General features: G+C 38.7%; 15 protein-coding genes. 5 read left to right on the top strand and 10 right to left on the bottom strand.

The features are described from left to right. Positions 1-20: 20 nt before the first annotated feature. The 8 genes from AC3E9U_RS00835 to AC3E9U_RS00870 all read right to left on the bottom strand — a co-directional run bounded on the left by AC3E9U_RS00835 (position 21) and on the right by AC3E9U_RS00870 (position 8,937). Positions 21-656, bottom strand: coding sequence for a matrixin family metalloprotease (locus AC3E9U_RS00835; protein WP_488745010.1), 636 nt, complete (start codon positions 654-656; stop codon positions 21-23). A gap of 9 nt (positions 657-665) precedes the next feature. Continuing rightward, the gene (locus tag AC3E9U_RS00840) at positions 666-2,456 is read right to left on the bottom strand and encodes a hypothetical protein (RefSeq protein WP_488745011.1); all 1,791 of its coding nucleotides are present in this window, start codon (positions 2,454-2,456) and stop codon (positions 666-668) included. Beyond that, positions 2,446-5,001, bottom strand: a complete 2,556-nt coding sequence (locus AC3E9U_RS00845) for a ribosomal protein L7/L12 (protein WP_488745012.1) — start codon at positions 4,999-5,001, stop codon at positions 2,446-2,448. Before AC3E9U_RS00845 ends, AC3E9U_RS00840 begins: the two co-directional genes overlap by 11 nt. Before the next feature lie 4 nt (positions 5,002-5,005). Beyond that, positions 5,006-5,734, bottom strand: a complete 729-nt coding sequence (locus tag AC3E9U_RS00850) for a hypothetical protein (protein WP_488745013.1) — start codon at positions 5,732-5,734, stop codon at positions 5,006-5,008. Next, positions 5,707-6,837, bottom strand: a complete 1,131-nt coding sequence (locus AC3E9U_RS00855) for an AAA family ATPase (protein ID WP_488745014.1) — start codon at positions 6,835-6,837, stop codon at positions 5,707-5,709. Before AC3E9U_RS00855 ends, AC3E9U_RS00850 begins: the two co-directional genes overlap by 28 nt. A gap of 50 nt (positions 6,838-6,887) precedes the next feature. Then, positions 6,888-7,514, bottom strand: a complete 627-nt coding sequence (locus AC3E9U_RS00860; protein WP_488745015.1) for a hypothetical protein — start codon at positions 7,512-7,514, stop codon at positions 6,888-6,890. A 2-nt stretch (positions 7,515-7,516) separates the two neighbouring features. Beyond that, the gene (locus tag AC3E9U_RS00865; RefSeq protein WP_488745016.1) at positions 7,517-8,020 is read right to left on the bottom strand and encodes an endonuclease V; all 504 of its coding nucleotides are present in this window, start codon (positions 8,018-8,020) and stop codon (positions 7,517-7,519) included. Positions 8,021-8,220: 200 nt separating this feature from the next. Continuing rightward, positions 8,221-8,937: a DUF434 domain-containing protein gene (locus tag AC3E9U_RS00870; RefSeq protein WP_488745017.1), complete on the bottom strand. Its 717-nt coding sequence runs from the start codon at positions 8,935-8,937 to the stop codon at positions 8,221-8,223. 255 nt (positions 8,938-9,192) lie between these two features. Between AC3E9U_RS00870 and AC3E9U_RS00875 the strand changes: the two genes are divergently transcribed. The 3 genes from AC3E9U_RS00875 to AC3E9U_RS00885 all read left to right on the top strand — a co-directional run bounded on the left by AC3E9U_RS00875 (position 9,193) and on the right by AC3E9U_RS00885 (position 11,967). Continuing rightward, positions 9,193-9,870, top strand: coding sequence for a hypothetical protein (locus tag AC3E9U_RS00875; RefSeq protein ID WP_488745018.1), 678 nt, complete (start codon positions 9,193-9,195; stop codon positions 9,868-9,870). A 304-nt stretch (positions 9,871-10,174) separates the two neighbouring features. Beyond that, complete coding sequence (locus AC3E9U_RS00880) at positions 10,175-11,365, top strand: DcaP family trimeric outer membrane transporter (RefSeq protein WP_488745019.1); 1,191 nt, start codon at positions 10,175-10,177, stop codon at positions 11,363-11,365. 152 nt (positions 11,366-11,517) lie between these two features. After that, positions 11,518-11,967 carry an SRPBCC family protein gene (locus AC3E9U_RS00885; protein ID WP_488745020.1) on the top strand — a complete coding sequence of 150 codons (450 nt, stop codon included), beginning with the start codon at positions 11,518-11,520 and terminating at the stop codon, positions 11,965-11,967. Positions 11,968-12,039: 72 nt separating this feature from the next. Here AC3E9U_RS00885 and AC3E9U_RS00890 read toward each other — a convergent pair whose 3' ends face one another. Both AC3E9U_RS00890 and AC3E9U_RS00895 read right to left on the bottom strand, forming a co-directional pair. Beyond that, entirely contained in the window at positions 12,040-13,461 is a 1,422-nt protein-coding gene (locus tag AC3E9U_RS00890) for an RtcB family protein (RefSeq protein WP_488745021.1), read from the bottom strand. An 801-nt stretch (positions 13,462-14,262) separates the two neighbouring features. Continuing rightward, positions 14,263-15,780 (bottom strand): TROVE domain-containing protein, encoded by a 1,518-nt coding sequence (locus tag AC3E9U_RS00895; protein ID WP_488745022.1) that lies wholly within the window; start codon positions 15,778-15,780, stop codon positions 14,263-14,265. A 116-nt stretch (positions 15,781-15,896) separates the two neighbouring features. Between AC3E9U_RS00895 and AC3E9U_RS00900 the strand changes: the two genes are divergently transcribed. Together AC3E9U_RS00900 and AC3E9U_RS00905 are read left to right on the top strand one after the other, a co-directional pair. Next, on the top strand, positions 15,897-16,508 hold the full coding sequence (locus AC3E9U_RS00900) for an HD domain-containing protein (protein ID WP_488745023.1): 612 nt from the start codon (positions 15,897-15,899) through the stop codon (positions 16,506-16,508). A 46-nt stretch (positions 16,509-16,554) separates the two neighbouring features. Continuing rightward, positions 16,555-17,592, top strand: a complete 1,038-nt coding sequence (locus AC3E9U_RS00905; RefSeq protein WP_488745024.1) for a helix-turn-helix transcriptional regulator — start codon at positions 16,555-16,557, stop codon at positions 17,590-17,592. Positions 17,593-17,598: the final 6 nt, after the last annotated feature.

A 17,598-nucleotide genomic window follows, 5' to 3' on the forward strand; every position in this document is an offset into this window, starting at 1 on the left:
ATTAACTAACAATCAACCATTTATCTTATTTTTGATTTGCATTTCACACATAAGGCCAAGTTGGCATTATCAATAGTCGAAATACTTTCCACGGCATCGGTCATGACACACTTTTTATCTTCGCAATGAGGCAGCCCAAGATTATGTCCGAATTCATGAATGGCTACTTTTTTCAGCCTGGTAAGAGCGATTTGGCTGTCTTTATGTTTGATGCGAAAAGTGGAAACAATACTACTGTTGCCCGGACAATAACCTAACCCCATCACGCCCCAGTCTTTATACTTATAAGCCGGTAATTTCATTATATGGCCTTTTTCATATTTGGTGGTAGAGATATCTTTTGCGGTTAAGCCAAGTATGAAATCAAGCGAATCCGGCAGATGTCTTTTTTGAAATAAAATGATACTATCCGCCCTGTATCTTGGGGACTTTACGTTGATAAAAGCCTTTTTGTCAATGTTCTTTTCTTTTAGAACAACAGTCTTTACTCCATAAAAATCTGCTATGGTTTTTGCTACCATAGTTGCTTTTGCGGCAGAAAAACCATTGTAAGTCTGAATACCGACCCAAGTTGTCTTATCTGTTTTGGAAGAACACGATAGTAGTAACACCATCGGCAGAAAAATCAAAATACATCTTATAAGACGCTTTTTCATAATTTCTGATTATTTGCCTAATTTCTTTCGTAACTTGAACTTCATAACGTCTTTTGTCAGTGATTTATTAGTTCTGTTGAAATGAATCAGTTCCGATGCAATTTCCGGTTTCTTATCAATTTTGGAAGCTACAATTTCATACGCGATATTTTTAGTCACATCCTGCAGCAATTCGTGCTTACTGTATTCATGTTTAAGTAACTGAAGGAATACTTCCTGATTTTCCTGATTTGTTTCCTTTTCATAGATCGCGACAATTTCTTCAGACAATTCTTCCGGTGTATCAATATTCGCAAAATAATTAGTAAGACAGTTTGATGCGTCTCTTTTAGTAGTCCAACCGGCCAAAAGAAGCTGCTGCGCTTCCGTAACACAACCCATTTTCTTTTTATAAAGCAAAGCTGCTTTTACATATTGAAAATTTGTTTTGTAATTGTCGATGACTTTTTGAAAATACTTATCCGCCTCCGTTTTATTTTTTAGAAGAAGATGCATATCTCCTACTTTCTCATGTTCATTCAGTTCTTTGTAAAGTTGCAGCGCTTCACTATAAGCATGACCTTTCTCATAACATTCTGCCGCTTTAGTTTTATTATGCTGGTATTTCAGGTAAACAGCAGCCGCTTCGTGATACAACTTACCCTGTTCCAAAACTGAAGCCGCTTTGTAATGGTTTTTTAATAATTTCAGATAAATGTGCGCCGCTTTCTGATAGTCTTTATTTTCGATATAATGCTCTGCAAGCTTTTCATACCTGTTTTCCAATGTATTGAAACGTGCCGAATCAATTAAGGCAGATCGGCCTGAAGAACCTGAAAATGAGCTACCGCCTCCAAACAAAGACGAAAAAACAATACCCAGAATTACCGCCACAAACAGGATTCCGAGCAACAGCCCCATTACGGAACCAAAATGTGATGATTGACAACTACGAAGAACTATGATAAAAAATACGATGTAAACAAGACGCATTCCGCTAAAAAAACCTCCTTCTCTTTTAGACGATGAAGAACCCAATCCGCTTAAAATTCTGCCGATCCAGTTAAAATTAAATCCTTTTCCAAAGCCTAATCCCAGGCCGAAACCCGATCCAAAAGAAATGCTGCCCCAGGTCCCTCCTCTTGTGGTCCCCATTTTATCCAAAGGAATAGCATATTGTAAAGCCAACTCCGGATTTTTCTCCAAAAAAGCCAAAAATTTATCAAGCTCTCTTTGATTTCCCCGCATCAGTTTGTTCATGTCGAAAGGAAGTTTTTCGATCAATTCGGCTTCTGTTGGTGGATTTTCAATCTCTTTCAGAATCGCTTCCTGATCCACCTCAATGCGAAACGATGATATCAACTGCGGGATTGAAACGCCTTTTGACGGCTCAATACAATTTACGTTCTTCCGCGTGGCCGGTTGGAGCAGATTCGACCATAGGATTTCATTATCCAGTTCAAATAAGCCGGTTTCGGGATGCAGAAAATGATAGTTTTCCGAAAATAAAGTTTCCAATTCCTGTTTAGATAATTCAGGTGACACAATTGTATTTTCAGGAATGAACAGCTTGCTTTCAACGAGCTGAACGAAATTGTTTTTTCTGATATCATTTATGGAAACGGAGGGTTGTTTAAAAATCACCAGACATCCGTATAATTCATTGGCTATTGGTCCGGGAACGGGGAAAACCCTCACAGCATCCAAAGCCAAGTTCATACTTTGAATTTCTTGTAACCACTCATATATGGAAGCACTTTTGATAAAAATACCTCCTTTCGGAAAGCGGTTTCCGACGTGCATTTTTAGTTTAAGTTCCATACTTTACTATATTTGAAATGAATGGGTTAAGGTATTTTTCTTTAAAATCATCAATCTCCGTATTTTCCAGCAGGCTTTCTTCAGGGAGAAAAAATGAATTCCCTGTATATTCCGTAGCAGTTGCCATGATCGTTTTGGTCTTGGTTACAAACGGAATGTAAAATTCAGGGATTTGATCATTGCTGCTTTTAAAGATCAAAATCCCGTTTTGATTAACAATGCTGCTTCCATCCTCCGATTCAAAAGAAGTTGGTTCCGTATAACAGACCGCGCCATTTTTCTCCAATATCACTTTCAGGTAATTAGCTTCATCCAAAGAAACATTATTAAGTATTACCTCCAAATGGCCATCCACAATACTTTTAGCGTCCTTTAATGATTTATTTACATACTCTTTAATCAATTTCACCAGTTCTAATGGTCTGTTTCCTTTACGTTTCAAAATAAGATTCACTTTGCATGTAAATCGTATCATTTGCTTGTTTTCTGTCAAAAAATTTCTGGCGTAATACTCATTCAATGCTACAAATTCACCATGGTATAGGGTGTATCCGTTGATTCTGAATTCATTCTCGTCAATCACAACGGTTTCCATTCGTTTGATCACCGTATATTTTGGCTTACTTCTTTTGTAATTCTGTATAAACAAAGAACGCTCATTAAAATAATCATCAAAAGTTGCTTTTATTTTGTCAGAAGTACATTTTGTCACTTTCAGATCTTTACTTATCTGCCAGAATTCCGCATTATCGGTTACGTAAAAATCATCCTCAAACCCAAAAAAAGTAAGGTTTTTATTTCGGAAATCAGAACCGAAAATTTTATGCCTCTTATATTCTTTTGTCGTCAGATTCAATAAAGTAATTTCCTCATGCGAACTATAGGCATAGTGCAAAAGTACCTTCTCTCCCTTTATATTTGATTTGACGGCATATTCACCATTGTAAAACGGAAGATTCGACGCTATTTTATCAAAACCTTTACTAAAACCGTCTTTTGGAAACAGTAGCAAATTCCCATTGGAATACATGTAAAAATCAGAACCGTCGCGAAAAATATATTGGTAATTGCGCTCGGAAGGATACAATAACGGAATGGATCCTTCGCTAATTCCGGATCGACTCAAATGTCTGCCGGAAGTATCTTTAACCCATAACTCATCCAGTGGCAGGACAATTTGCTGAAGTAGTTTTTTTCCTTTATTCTGATTTCTGAAAATACTTAACTCACCAGCAGCATCCGTGGCAAAAACATACTTTATCGCATCAAAATTCTCGCTCATTACTCTTTGCATCGGAGCCAACTTCAAACTGTCATTGGAAGTGATAAGAAAAATTTCCTGACTTTTGGTGTTGATTTTATTCTCCGTAAAATAACGGTTCAGTCCGTCGGCACAATCCAGTTTCCCGCTCAACTCACTTATTCCGTTGATTACCTGATATACATTTTCATACTGCACTTCCTTAAACTGGTCGCCAATCACAAAAACGGAACACTCGATATCTGTTTTAGGATGTTTCGCAATAGCCAATGCCGACGCAAATCCCAAAATTTTCGGATTTCCCCAATTCTTTAACGTACTGTCGATCAATAATATTCTCGTGAATTTATCAGCTTCCGGCGGAACTTCTCTCTGAATATACAAAGCTTCGTGATTAGCGATCCGCGACATGAAAACATCGTCGTCATGAGCAAACTCGGATATAAGCAATTTATCGAAATCCCCTTTATTCGTTAAATCCGAAACACCTCCCAAAGGCTGTTCACTCGGAACATTATGATGCAAAGGTATGTTCAGTCCCGACCAAATATGTTTTATCAGACTTCCCACCTGAAATGTCTTGTCCTCATCAATAAGTTGCTGAACAAAATCGGCAGGCGCATCAGACAGATTATCTTCTTCAAAAACTTCATCAGTAAGCCTGTCGCTCACATCTTCATCCGGCAAGCTCTCCATGGCATTAAGAATGGACTGCACTGTTGGAAACTTTGTTTTCAGTAAGGCGATTGTCCTAATGTCTTTTATAAAATTGGCCTCGTTAAAAGCCATTGCTGATGAATTAGAACAAAAACTATATTCATTTTCCTTAAAATCCTGAATCAGAATTTTTGCTTTTTCTCCTGAAACTCTATTGTGGCAATTATGAAAAAGCGTCTGGAACAAGTGCAGGCGTTTTTCTCCTTTTTTAAATTCTTCAGGCAGCGATGCCAAAAGCTGTAAAAACTCAGTTACCACACCGGTTCTGAAGGAATTCGTGTTGGGAAAAGAATTGTTTTTCTCTTTGGATTTTAAATAATTCTGAATCCCCTCAATCGAATCGTTACTTTCCGGATTCGTTGCCAAAACAGCCAATAATAAGGATCCCAAAGGAGGAATGGAATCATCCGATAAAAACTGTAAAACCTCAACAATGTAATGCGTATAGGCAATAGTGCTTCCGAAAGGAACTTCATATATAAAATGAGATTCCCCGAAATCATCCCGGTAAGCTTTCACTACCCAGAAGTAATCTTCATACGCTTGAAAATATCTTTGGAATTCCATTTTTTTACGAAAAGGTTAAGCGAAATGAACTTATGGACATCGGTTTCATCATTGTTTTAGAAAAAGCAACATATTCATTATCGGTCTGCCATACAAATAGGTTCGTCCCACTGGGATTTAGTATATTTTGCATCGTATTTGACAATACTGCATATTCAAAATCATATCCTGTAGGGATTAAAAAATCTTCGTTTCTCCAGAAAGTCTTACCCTTTATCGGCAGCAACGGAGCACCAAGAATCAGTACCTTATCGTCTACAACCAACCAATTTAAAGGTTTTAAACGAAAGTCGGGAGCCGTTTCAATATAGGATTTAACCTCATCATAATCTGCAAGCAAAGCATAAGCCTCGCGCTCTTGATATGAGATTTTCAATTGCATTTCTATCTTTTGATCTATCCCAAAATAATTATGGTTGAATTTTGGCAATGCAACAGGCAACGCTCTCAAAATAGGCGTCCACAACAAACCTGACGGTAACTTTTTTTCGGGTAACAGACTTCCCTTTTTAAACAACAGATTCTCTTTTAAATCATAAATTGTTTTATAAGGAATATGGTGCATTTCCGGAGCATTCAAATGATCAGGCAAAATGTCCTTCACCCAAACCGACTCGCCTTCAAAAGCAATCTTGAGCGTATCAAAATGACGGATTCCTGCCAAATGTGCTTTGTGTTCCTTATCAATTTCCAGATAATACATGTTTACACCGTTTGAAGGATTTTTTGCCACAAGGCTTCTATTTCATTTTGGATGTATTGCTTCTGCTCACTGTTTTTCACCCAGTCACAACGCGTCTGAACATAGCGTAATTTATCTTTTATCACATTCTGCTCTTCGAAGGAAAGCGTTTCATCCTGCCATTTTTCAGCCAGATACTGTACTTCTTTCATTACGTCTTCAGCATTAGGTACTTTATTGAATAACGCCTGCGGATGTGCTGCTCCGGAATCATCTTTTTCAATAATCTGGTTAATGATTCCTTCCAGGATTTCTATTTGTTCCTCGGTATCCCAAATGTATTTCAAAACCCATAGATCGGAAAGAACCGCCTCATTTCTGCCACACATCAATGCGCTGGCAGCAATCAGGTTCTGCAGTTTTACCGCTCGTCTGTCGGATACTTTTATTCCTGTATTTCTTAAACTGTGAACAATGTCAACGTATTGTTTACGGATGTTTGTCAGATCAACTTTACGGCAGAGCAACTGCAACCCGCGAATTTCATCTGCAGTAATGGTTGGTTTTTCCCCGGAAATCATGCTCTCCAGTTTCCAGCCTGCCAAAAGTACTTCCTGAAGCAAATCCGGATTAACGTAATCACATTTTACACGAATCAGAAAACGGTCAAGCAAAGCATTAAGCGCTTCATCTTCCGGTAAAACATTGCTGGCACCTACGAACATCAGTGCCGGTAATTTTTTGGTTTCCTTACCTCTTCGGAATATCTTTTCATTCAAAGCCATTAATAAGCTGTTCAGAATGGCCGAATTCGCATTGAAAATTTCATCCAGAAAAACCATTGAAGCTTCAGGCATCATCCCTTCGGTATTGGTGATCAGCTCGCCTTCTTTCAGTTTTCGAATGTCAAAAGGTCCGAAAATTTCGTTCGGTTCCGTAAATCGGGTTAACAGGTATTCAAAATTCTTACCATCGGCTATACCATCAGATAAGGCACGTACAATTGCACTTTTCGCAGTTCCCGGAGGACCTAATAAAAATGCATTCTCTTTGGCCAGCAATCCGATTCCCAATAAATCTATGATTTCGTTTTTACCTACAAAGGTTTCTTTAATGTGCTGTAAAACGGTATTTAATTTTTCTGTAGGATTCATTTATGCTTGTATTTTATATTTTTAGTCAATTATTTTAATGTCAATTGCCATTACAATTCCCGCCAGTAAATCTGTTTATAATCTCCGAAGCCTGCTGCTAATTGTTGACTTACTTCAGGTATTTCTGCAAATTTAATCGCTTTGCGTTCTACGATCCGGTTGAGGTACAACTGTCCGAAACAGGCATCCGAAAAAACAGTTCCCATATCGCATTTCTGAACATCAATGTCGAAACCGATAGCCGAGTAATGAAACTCCTGTAAATGGCTTTCTAAAATTGAAGCGGCTTCGTCTTCCGCATCGATTAGTTTCATTTGCATGAGGATTTGGGGAAGAAAACGCAGACAAAGGTCGGCCGACAAAAACACTCCGGCATCTTTTGGACCGTCATATTTTGGCAAAAGCGTATTCAGTTCACTGATCTTATGATCTCTGTACAAAAGTAATTGAGCTGCTACATAAACAAGTTTTGCCGCCCAAAGTGATGCCGCCGGGTTAAATTTGGGGACTTTAAACGGATAATCCAAAACTTCCTTTTCGTACTCTGTTTCTAAAAACAAAAGGGTTTCTTTTTCATCCGTAGTGGATATCGAAAGTAATTTATTGTATAAGATGATCTGTTCTATAGTTCTGAGATGATAAATCGTCTCGGAAAAAGGCATTTTTATATCCGACATGTTTACTCTTCCTTTGTTTTCTGATCCATTAATCGCAATAAATAAGGTAATCTGAAATCACCGTACATTTCCCTTACATAATTGGCAACAGTCTCTTTTTCCATCCCTATCGCTGATATATACAAAGGGTTTTTACTTTCTCCTCTGTAAACTTCCTCAACAGTTTCCTGATTGTTCTGAAATCTTGTTTTGGCCACACCTGCAACGGGAATTTTTCCTTCCAGGGCTGTAAACAAATGTCCGCCTAAACCAAATGACTTTTCATTATCGGTATAAACATAACCGTCAACAATAAACAGATCGATTTTGTTCAGATCGACTTTTTTCAGCGCCTCCAGAATACAGGGTAATTCCCTTTTGTAAAATTCACCGGGAATATATTCTTCCACATGACTGACTTTTACCTCAATAAGTTCTGAATAAGTTTCATCGGACCAATTTTCAAACAAAACCAAAACCGTCTTGGCATAATCTTCCTTATAATGTACATCGACGGCAACTAGCATATCCAGGGGGTTAGGGTAACAAATATAGAATTAAATTCTTTACAAGAACTGAATATTCTTTTCTATATTTGTAGCAGACAGAAAGGTAGATAGCTTAATTGGAAAAGCACCTGCACCATCGCAGAAGTTATGGGTTCGAGTCCGGTTTCGCCTTTCTTTTCCATTTTTCTTTTTACGGTTAAGGCAATCTTCCTATTGCTTTAGAAACCTGGGTCAAAAACCGTAGCCGGAATTTTTTCTTCTTCAATAAGATAACCAATAAAATTAAACCATTGCGAACAATTCCTGAGAATGAAAGCATCGGATGAAACTGTAATTTTATCCTGCTCGATGATGGCCTGATCTGCATTGTTTTCTAAAACAACATTCCAATTCAGATTTTCTTTTTCCGCCAATTCTTGAATCATCTTTTTGATTCTGCCGCTGTTTGAAACCGGCTTATCAAATATCCAGACAATACTCCCTATTTTATGCCTTTTGTAAAACCCGGCAACACAATCCAAAGCAAGTGTAGTCTGGCTGACTTTTTTATAGGTTCCGTGCACACTTGATAAATCGCGATAACAACCGTCCAATCCTTTAAACAGGTACGCATTGGAAAACAGACTTTCCAGTAAAATGAGAACATTGAACCCATCAAACACCAAATCCTTATCTACTAACTGTTCAATGGTAACTTTTTTGCTTCTGACGATATTCAACTGCTCTTCCGATGCGGCCATGCTCTGAATTGCACGAATCTGCCTTTGCGTCAATTTATAACGAGTACCTACAACCTGCAAGGCATTCTTATCCGAATAATTTCGCGTCAGCAGATAATGCAGATCGGTTAATGCTTCTTTAAAAATTAGCTTGGTGGGGTCATCAAACAAGACATCATCTTTAGCTTCTTTACCTCTGCTGGTTTGCTTACTCATACTTACATACTTGCTTTATAATTGATTGCGTTATTGATCATCGTCTCAGTTCTGATCTTTCAAGTAATCACAATTTAAACAATTATTTTTATTTTAGGATTTAAAGCGGAAAACTATCGTTTTAAATTTCATTTCTTGGTGTATTATGATATCTTTGTTTGAGGATGCGATTCCTCTTTCTGCTGTGGTCAAATACTATTGCTCTTCAGAAAAATTAAAAATCATACGACATAAAACTTCAAACATAATCCGACAATGAGAAAATATTATTGCTTGCTGATTTGCTTCTTCCTTCAAAACACTTTTGTTAAGGCACAAACTATCCAACAAATAGATTCAGTTTCCTTTAAAATGTGCGAAACCCTTTCAAGTATAAAAGGCCCTAAAAGTGAAGAACACATTGCAATGGTTTTCCAAAAGCACCTTCCGGATTTTTATAGAAATATGAATGTCACGACACAAGCCAAAGCAGATTCCCTTAGCGAAAAACTATACTTCAGACTTCAAAAAAACTGTAAAGAATTTTTAGATCTCCTGACCAGTCTGGAAGAAAACAAAAGTGATTGGAAAACCTTAACCCAAAAACCGGAATGTAAGATTGCGGGCAAGGATATCCAAAATTTCTTTAAAGGCGGGAAATTCTATTATAAGGAATATAACGGAAAAATTGTCAATGTAGACCTTACTCCAAAAAGTTGGACGGAGACTTTTGAAGACAAGACCTTTTCAAAATTAGTGTTCGTTCCTAAAAAAAATGGTGAATTTCAGTTGGAGTTCATTGAAAGTAACAACCTGACCCGCAAAAATTTAAGCGTAAAAGGAGAGGTATATAATTATGGCCTTTATGCTTTAAAGGACGGTATTTTTGATCTATGGGTATTTAGCGATACTGATAAATCTATTTACGGCTTTCGCTTGTATCCAAAAAAGTAAATTTCATTTCCGGAACTTTTTCTGGCAGACAATCTATCAGACCACAATATCGGAGAATTTTTTAGGACAGCACTTGATCCGCTGCCCTAAGGGAACGCATACTTATCTAAAATCTTAATCAGATAAAAATCAATAGTTTATCAATATTTTTCTTAATTTTATAAAAGGAAATACAGGTAAGTTTAATCTTAAACAAATAACTTAGGGCTTAACTACTTGCTTTATTTTCTGCCGCTCCCCAACAGATCTATTGTGCTATTCAGATTTTGATTGTCAAAATACAGAGGTCATTGCCTCCTTGTCTATGAGAAACTTCTGCTTAACATTGGGGATAAACCTCATTTGCCTGAACCTTGTTGCGCAACAGGAGCCGCAGTCTGTTTTTACAATACGCGGACAGATAATGACGGACATCGGTTATAACTTTAACCAAGTCAATCCCGATTATTTTGATGTGATGCGTCCGACACAATTGCCTGCCTATGAAAATCAATGGGGTACTGACGGGAACACTTATTTTAGCGTTCGACAATCCATGCTGGATATTCTTGGTTCGACACAAACGCGCTACGGTCAATTAGAAACCCGTTTTGCATTTGATATGTTTGGCGTTGGTGTTGATGCAGGCCAAACTACCTTCCACTTACTTTACGCTTATGCCGAGTTAGGTATGTTGGGCATAGGTCATAACTGGGGCTTATTCTGCGATTTTGACGGGTTTCCGAATTCCGTCGATTATTGGGGCCCTGCAGGTATGTCACTGTGTAAAAATGTCCAAATACGTTTTATACCGCTTAAAGGACGTAACCGATTGGCAATTGCCCTTGAAAAACCGGGAGCCAGTGCAGATCAGGGCGTATACCGTGACCGAATTGAACTGGCCGACGTAAAACCAAAATTTGACGTTCCTGATTTAACTGCAGAATTTCGTATTACACGTGAATGGGGTTATGCAGAATTAGCCGCCGCTGCTCGAAAAATTGAATGGGTTGACCAAGGCACGGATGCTTATGACCTGAGTGGTAAGGCTTATGGCTGGGGCTTTAACTTCAGCACCAATCTTAAATTAAGTCAGAAAACTTTATTCCTCGGACAAACAGTCATCGGAGAAGGAATTCAGAATTTCATGAATGATGCTCCTACTGATATCGGAATCGAAACTAATTACGGAAATCCAAATGCTCCCGTTAAAGGAGTAACATTACCTATTTATGGTTTCACCACCTATATCAATCATCAGTGGAATGAGAAATTCAGCAGCATACTGGGTTATTCCGCAGTAAAAGTGGATAATTCCAATGCTCAAACTGCGGATGCGTTCCGCCATGGTCGTTTTGCAAGCACCAATCTTTTATACAAACCTTTCCCAAATGTAACATCAGCCGTTGAAGTTATATGGATCAACAGGGAAAATTATAAAGACGGCTGGTCTACATCCGGCACAAAAATTCAATTTACTTTCAGGTATTCGTTCATGGAAGAGATTAAAAAGTAAACAAAAACAGAAAGAACTGGTTTTTACAGTATAATCCGACATTATTTACTTGAAAATTACTAAATTTATAAATTCAGTGGAGCAGCGACCACTTAAAAAAACGGGCAAAACCCAAGAGCCAAACGGGTAGAAATTAATAATCAATCCTTTTTATGTCAAGCAACAGCGTTTCTTTTCACCGAGTTATAAAAGCAACTCCTGAAAAAGTCTACCGTGCCTTTACCGAAGCAACCGCAATGGCATCCTGGCTCCCTCCCTACGGTTTCCTTTGTACGGTACATGAAATGACCGCAGAGGTTGGTGGAACCTATAGAATGTCATTCCAAAATTTCACTACTGGTAACAGTCATTCCTTCGGCGGCAAATATCTGGAACTTAAACCTAACGAATTTTTGAAGTACACAGATAGTTTTGATGATCCAAACCTTCCCGGTGAAATGATTACGACTGTCTGGTTGAACAAAGTTTCTGTTGGAACCGAAATAAGAATTACACAAGAAGGAATCCCGGACATCATTCCGACGGAAGCCTGTTATTTAGGCTGGCAGGATTCTTTGGATAAATTGATCCGACTGGTTGAGCCTGAAATTCCGGATAATTAATTTTTAAGAGATATTCTTTAAATAAAAAAGGGGAAATTTGACTTTCCCCTTTTTGTTTATTGCATGCTGTCATTAATCCTCCCTACTTCCATCATCCGCCATTCTAACCATCTTAGGTGTAAACTTAGCAACAACGTCCACCAAATCCTTTTGTGATTCCATCACTAAATTGATGTCTTTGTACGCCATCGGAGCTTCGTCTAAACCTGCGCCGATTAAAGTTACTCCGTGGTCTTTCAAAATGGATTGCATCTCATTTTTAGTGATGTTTTTGATAGCCTGTGTTCTGCTCATCTGTCTACCTGCGCCATGCGATGCAGAGTTTATAGCTTCCTCCTCACCTTTTCCTCTCACAAGGAAACCCGGTGCGGTCATACTACCCGGAATAATCCCCATAACACCTTTACCGGCTGGTGTGGCTCCTTTTCTGTGGACGATAACCTCATCACCATTCCAAACTTCTTTCCAGGCGAAATTATGATGGTTTTCAACTTTAGCTAAAACCGTTGCGCCTAAGGCCTTCTGCATTTTATCATGAATAACCTCGTGACAGGCTGAAGCATAATCCCCGGCCAGATTCATAGCGATCCAGTATTCCTGACCTAATTCGGAGTTCAGATCTAAATAAGCTAAATTTTGTGCTTCATAAGGTAATCTACAAACCTCTTTTGCCATTTTTGTGTAATGACCCGCGATTGTAGCTCCTAAACCTCTAGAACCGGAATGCGTTAAAAGCGCCACATACTTTCCTTTCGGGATATTCAACTCGGCATCATCCTCCATGAATTCCATAATACCAAATTCAACAAAGTGATTTCCGCCACCTGATGAACCTAATTGCGACCAGGCCTTATCTTTCAGGTTTTTGATAAACGAATGGTCATCGAATTCTTTTCTTCCCAACACTTCATGATCGGATCTGTATTGTCCCAAAAATCCGTGTCCTGCTCCAAATTTAGAGTGCGCAACCAATTCACGTTTGAATTTAGCTTCGTTCTCATAATAAAAGAACTCCGGAATATCATAAACTGATAACGCCATTCTACAACCAATATCCACACCAACTCCATACGGGATGATGGCATTGTTCGTTGCCAATACACCTCCAATAGGTAATCCGTAACCCTGATGGGCATCAGGCATTAAGGCGCCGGCTACCGTAACTGGTAACTTCATGGCTGTTTCCATTTGTTTTTTGGCGCCTTCCTCAATATGTTCCGCTCCGAAAAGCGTATAATCATTCGGTGTTTGGTTTAAACTAATGAAATCTTCCGGTTTCTCATTCGCTTTTTCAATTAAAGCCGAAGCTAATTTGCAGAAAATCTTATCATCAAGATAATTCTCAGGAATTGCCAATACATTTTTATAATGCATCATCATCTCCTCTCGGGTAAAACCAAGTCTTTTTTTGTTTATTTTCAAAGCTATACCTAAAGCTTCGCTCGTTTCATAACCGATAGCTATTAAATCGTTTCCGTTGATAGGTGCATTCATAATTTTCTTTTTTGCGAACCTGACATCACTCCCTCTGCAATGCCAGGCTGGTTATTAAATATATTTCTTTATTTCTAATCTGCAATATCGTTTTGGCAAACCCGACAACCTCCTGCGTGCTGCCGGGTTACTTCCCTTTGTTTACTGATGCAAAGTTCAAAACCTGCTGCGCAATTATTCTGCGCACTATTTTTTAAAAAAAGAGGTAACAGGTCTGCATAGTTTGAATTTCATGTCCAAAACGAAGTAACTATACAGTACGACACTCTTTATGCATAAGAGCAATAATTTATAAATGTTGCTATAGGACTCGAACCTATGTAAAATCAAACCAACCGAAGTAACACTTATAACCGGCATCTTATATTTTTAAAAAGAAGCAAAAGGCGTAGCATGAAACGGGGCATGTCAAAGCCGGAGTCGAACCGGATAGCCTTGCTGGTTTTACAACTTCGCTATTCCTCCCCTAATTGGCGACGAAGTAACACGCTACTACGGCATTCTTTTTATTCTTCTATTTTTTTTCAGAGCTTTCATTGAAACAGTACAACCAAGGCAAAAAACGATAAGTGAAATTTTACGTGCTCTACCTGCTGAGCTACTCTCCCATTTCCTGTTTATTTAGTGGAAGAGACGGGACTCGAACCCGCGACCCCGTCGGTGAATCGAAGTAACACTAACCTACGGCACTTGTTTATACTGTTTCAATGAACTTTCTGATACAAAGATCTATTTCTGGTACGCAATTATTTTGCGCAGTATCTAAAAATTACCGCAGCCCTTGCAACTGCGGCACTTTTTTTACAATTCAATTCGGTTGATGTATTGCAAAGCTGAGGTTTTATCCTCCAGGGCATGCAATATGTCAAACACTTTATCCGACCAACCTGCAATCAGGTAAACATCATTATTCTTGATATCCAATGGCGTACTGCCATGACCGGCCAAATCAAACAAATACAATTTAGCATTTGGCGCAATGGCTTTATAGCGCTTCCACGAATTTTCAAAGGAATGCGAAGTCCCTTGGCTGTTCCACATCTGAACATCGGTAAACAACATCACTTTATCCACAATTTCTCTTCGCTTGATCAAATCTTCAATTACCAAATAACCATTAGTGGAATAACCTACCTCGCCTTCACGTCGGTAAAACTCCTGAACATTAGCTAAAACATTTCGTTTCGACATGTTGATTACTTTCCAGCTGTCACCAAACATACCGCTGATCACATTTTTACAGCGTGACTGCATCAACATACCCAACATCAAACCGATATCATACAATAATACTTTACTGTTTTTTGAGATCGGATGCTGCATCGAACCCGAAACGTCACACGCAATCACAACCGAAGTACGACCATCAAAACCTTTGATATTCTGGGCACTGTACATCACCGCATCTTCCAACGCATCCAAAACCATTGTGGTATATCGCGATTTCAATACTTTGATTTCACGATAAGCTGCCAGGAATCGGAATGGCAATTGTTTTGAATTGGCCACCGCATTGGCATTGCTCAAATACTGGCAAACCTTTTCCATATGGGCGAAAGACACTTCCGCTTCAATTATGTTACGAAGGTTACGCATCAAAGCCATATAACCCACTCGGCTACTATCGATCAGTTCTTCCCATTTTTCTTTGAAGGCCTGTTTCTTTTCCACATCATTTTTAAACGAAAGCTGACCTACTTGCGACAACTCGGTTTCCCAGGTATAAGGAACAGCCAGTTTATTATCGGCGATTTTATTGAAAATCATTTGCTGGGCTTCATCTTTTGCTTTCGGATGCACCAAAAACAAGGCATCTCGCAATTTCACTTCACCCTGACGGTTGTATTTGGCAAACTGATACTCATCAAATCGGTTGAAAGAATCGGCCAAACCTTTTTGTAGCTGCTTTGACAATCGGTTCAGTTTTTTTGTCTGATTACGGTTGTTGGCCATTTGGTAGTAAGCAAGCAACTCCGTTATCTCATCGGCACGCTGTATAACTTTCTGTACCGTTTTGTTCACCAAACCGTTACCTGAATTGATTTTGGCTAATTCAACCGTCAACACCATCGGAACGGAACGCATGTACATTTCGTTACGAACATACACGGCCAACTTTGCGGTAAATTCTGGATCGCATTTCTGAATCAGCGAGATGATTCTTTTTAAACGGTCACGGCCTTTTTCATAAGTAACATCATTTAATCCCGAAGTTACCACAGCGGAATACAATTCCATTTCCGGCGTCATGCTGTAAGCTTTTGCACCTTCGTAGTTGGTTACCACATTTTTTGTTCTGTTAAAATAATTAAATTTCATCTTGGATACTTTTAAATTAAACGTTTGTTCCTTTTGACATGACAAAGATGCGCAGTCATGTACGCAATTATTTTGCGCAGTAAAAAAAGAAAGTTATTTTTGATAAAATTACTGCGATGGAATTACAGCAATTATTCACAGAACTGCTTGCAAACATTGGCTTTTCGGCTGATGAAATTTTTATTCGGTGGAATGAACTTCAAAAAGCTTATTCCCATAAATCAAGACATTATCACAATCTGACGCATTTGGAAGAAATGATTTTCTGGTTCGACAAGCATAAAAATGAACTTCAGTTTCCCGATGAGGTTTTATATGCCATTTTCTATCATGATTATGTTTACAATAGTTCCAGAAAAGACAATGAACTGAAAAGCGCCGAGTTTGCTGTTAAAATCCTGCCTAGTACAACGACTATTAACAAAGAATTGGTTTTCGACCTGATAATGGCAACCAAAAACCATCAGCCGAAAAATACGGAAGATGAAAAATGGCTAATCGACTTCGACCTGAAAATACTGTCTAAAGACTGGGAAGAGTACAAAACCTATTATCAGCAGATACGAAAAGAATACAGCATCTACCCTGATTTTCTATACAATCCCGGCCGCAAAAAAGCACTGGAACATTTTCTGGAACACGAATTCATTTATCAGACCAAAACTTTCCAAAGCCAATACGAACAACAAGCCCGGGACAATATTCAAAAGGAAATTAATTTATTATAACGGGACTTATATACTTCGTAACGCTTCAACTTAGCAACTCAAAAAAATGGCTCAAAATAAAAACGCACTCATCCGCTATAAAACCATAGATAAATGCCTTCAGAACAAATACCGCACCTGGACACTTGAAGATCTCATTGAAGCCTGTTCTGATGCGCTGTATGAATACGAAGGAAAGGAATCGCCGGTAAGCAAACGCACCATTCAATTGGATATACAGATGATGCGCAGTGAAAAACTGGGCTATAATGCGCCTATTGAAGTCTACGACAAGAAATTCTACCGTTACGAAGACGACGAATATACCATTACCGATATTCCGTTAACGGAAACCGATATAAACGTGTTGACCGAAACTGTTTCCATGCTGAAGCAGTTCAAGGACTTTTCACTTTTCAATGATGTTTCGGACATCCTTCAACGGTTGGAAGATAAGATCTATGCCGAAAAATCACATACGCAGCCGGTCATTCATCTGGACAAAAACGACAACCTGAAAGGGCTTCATTTTCTGGATGAAATCTATCAGGCCATTATTAAAAAAGTAGTTTTAGTAATCCGTTATAAGTCATTCAAATCCAAGGACGAACAGAAATTTATTTTCCATCCTTTCATCTTAAAAGAATTCAACAACCGATGGTTCTTGATCGGACGAAAAAAAAGAGGGCAACCCATAACAAATTTAGCTTTGGACCGAATCATTTCGATCGATTACGATTTCAATATTCCGTATCTGGAAGACAACTTCAATCCGGAAAAGTTCTACCGAAATGTAATCGGAGTTACGGTAAACGAAGGCTTACGTCCGCAACGCATCGAACTTTGGATCGATGCGCTCAACGCTCCTTACGTGATTACAAAACCCATACACAATTCGCAACGGCTTATCACAACCAACGAAGACGGGAGCATCATCATTCATGTGTTCCTGACAGTGAATTACGAATTCGAACGAATCCTACTGGGTTTCGGTAGTGGTTTGGAAGTATTGCGACCGGAAATGCTACGCAACCGCATGAGGAAAATTATAGGTGCTGCCGCTTTGCGTTATGAAGATAATGATAATACGGATACTGCTTTGTAGGATGCA

This window comes from Flavobacterium sp. 21.1 (assembly GCF_057801535.1).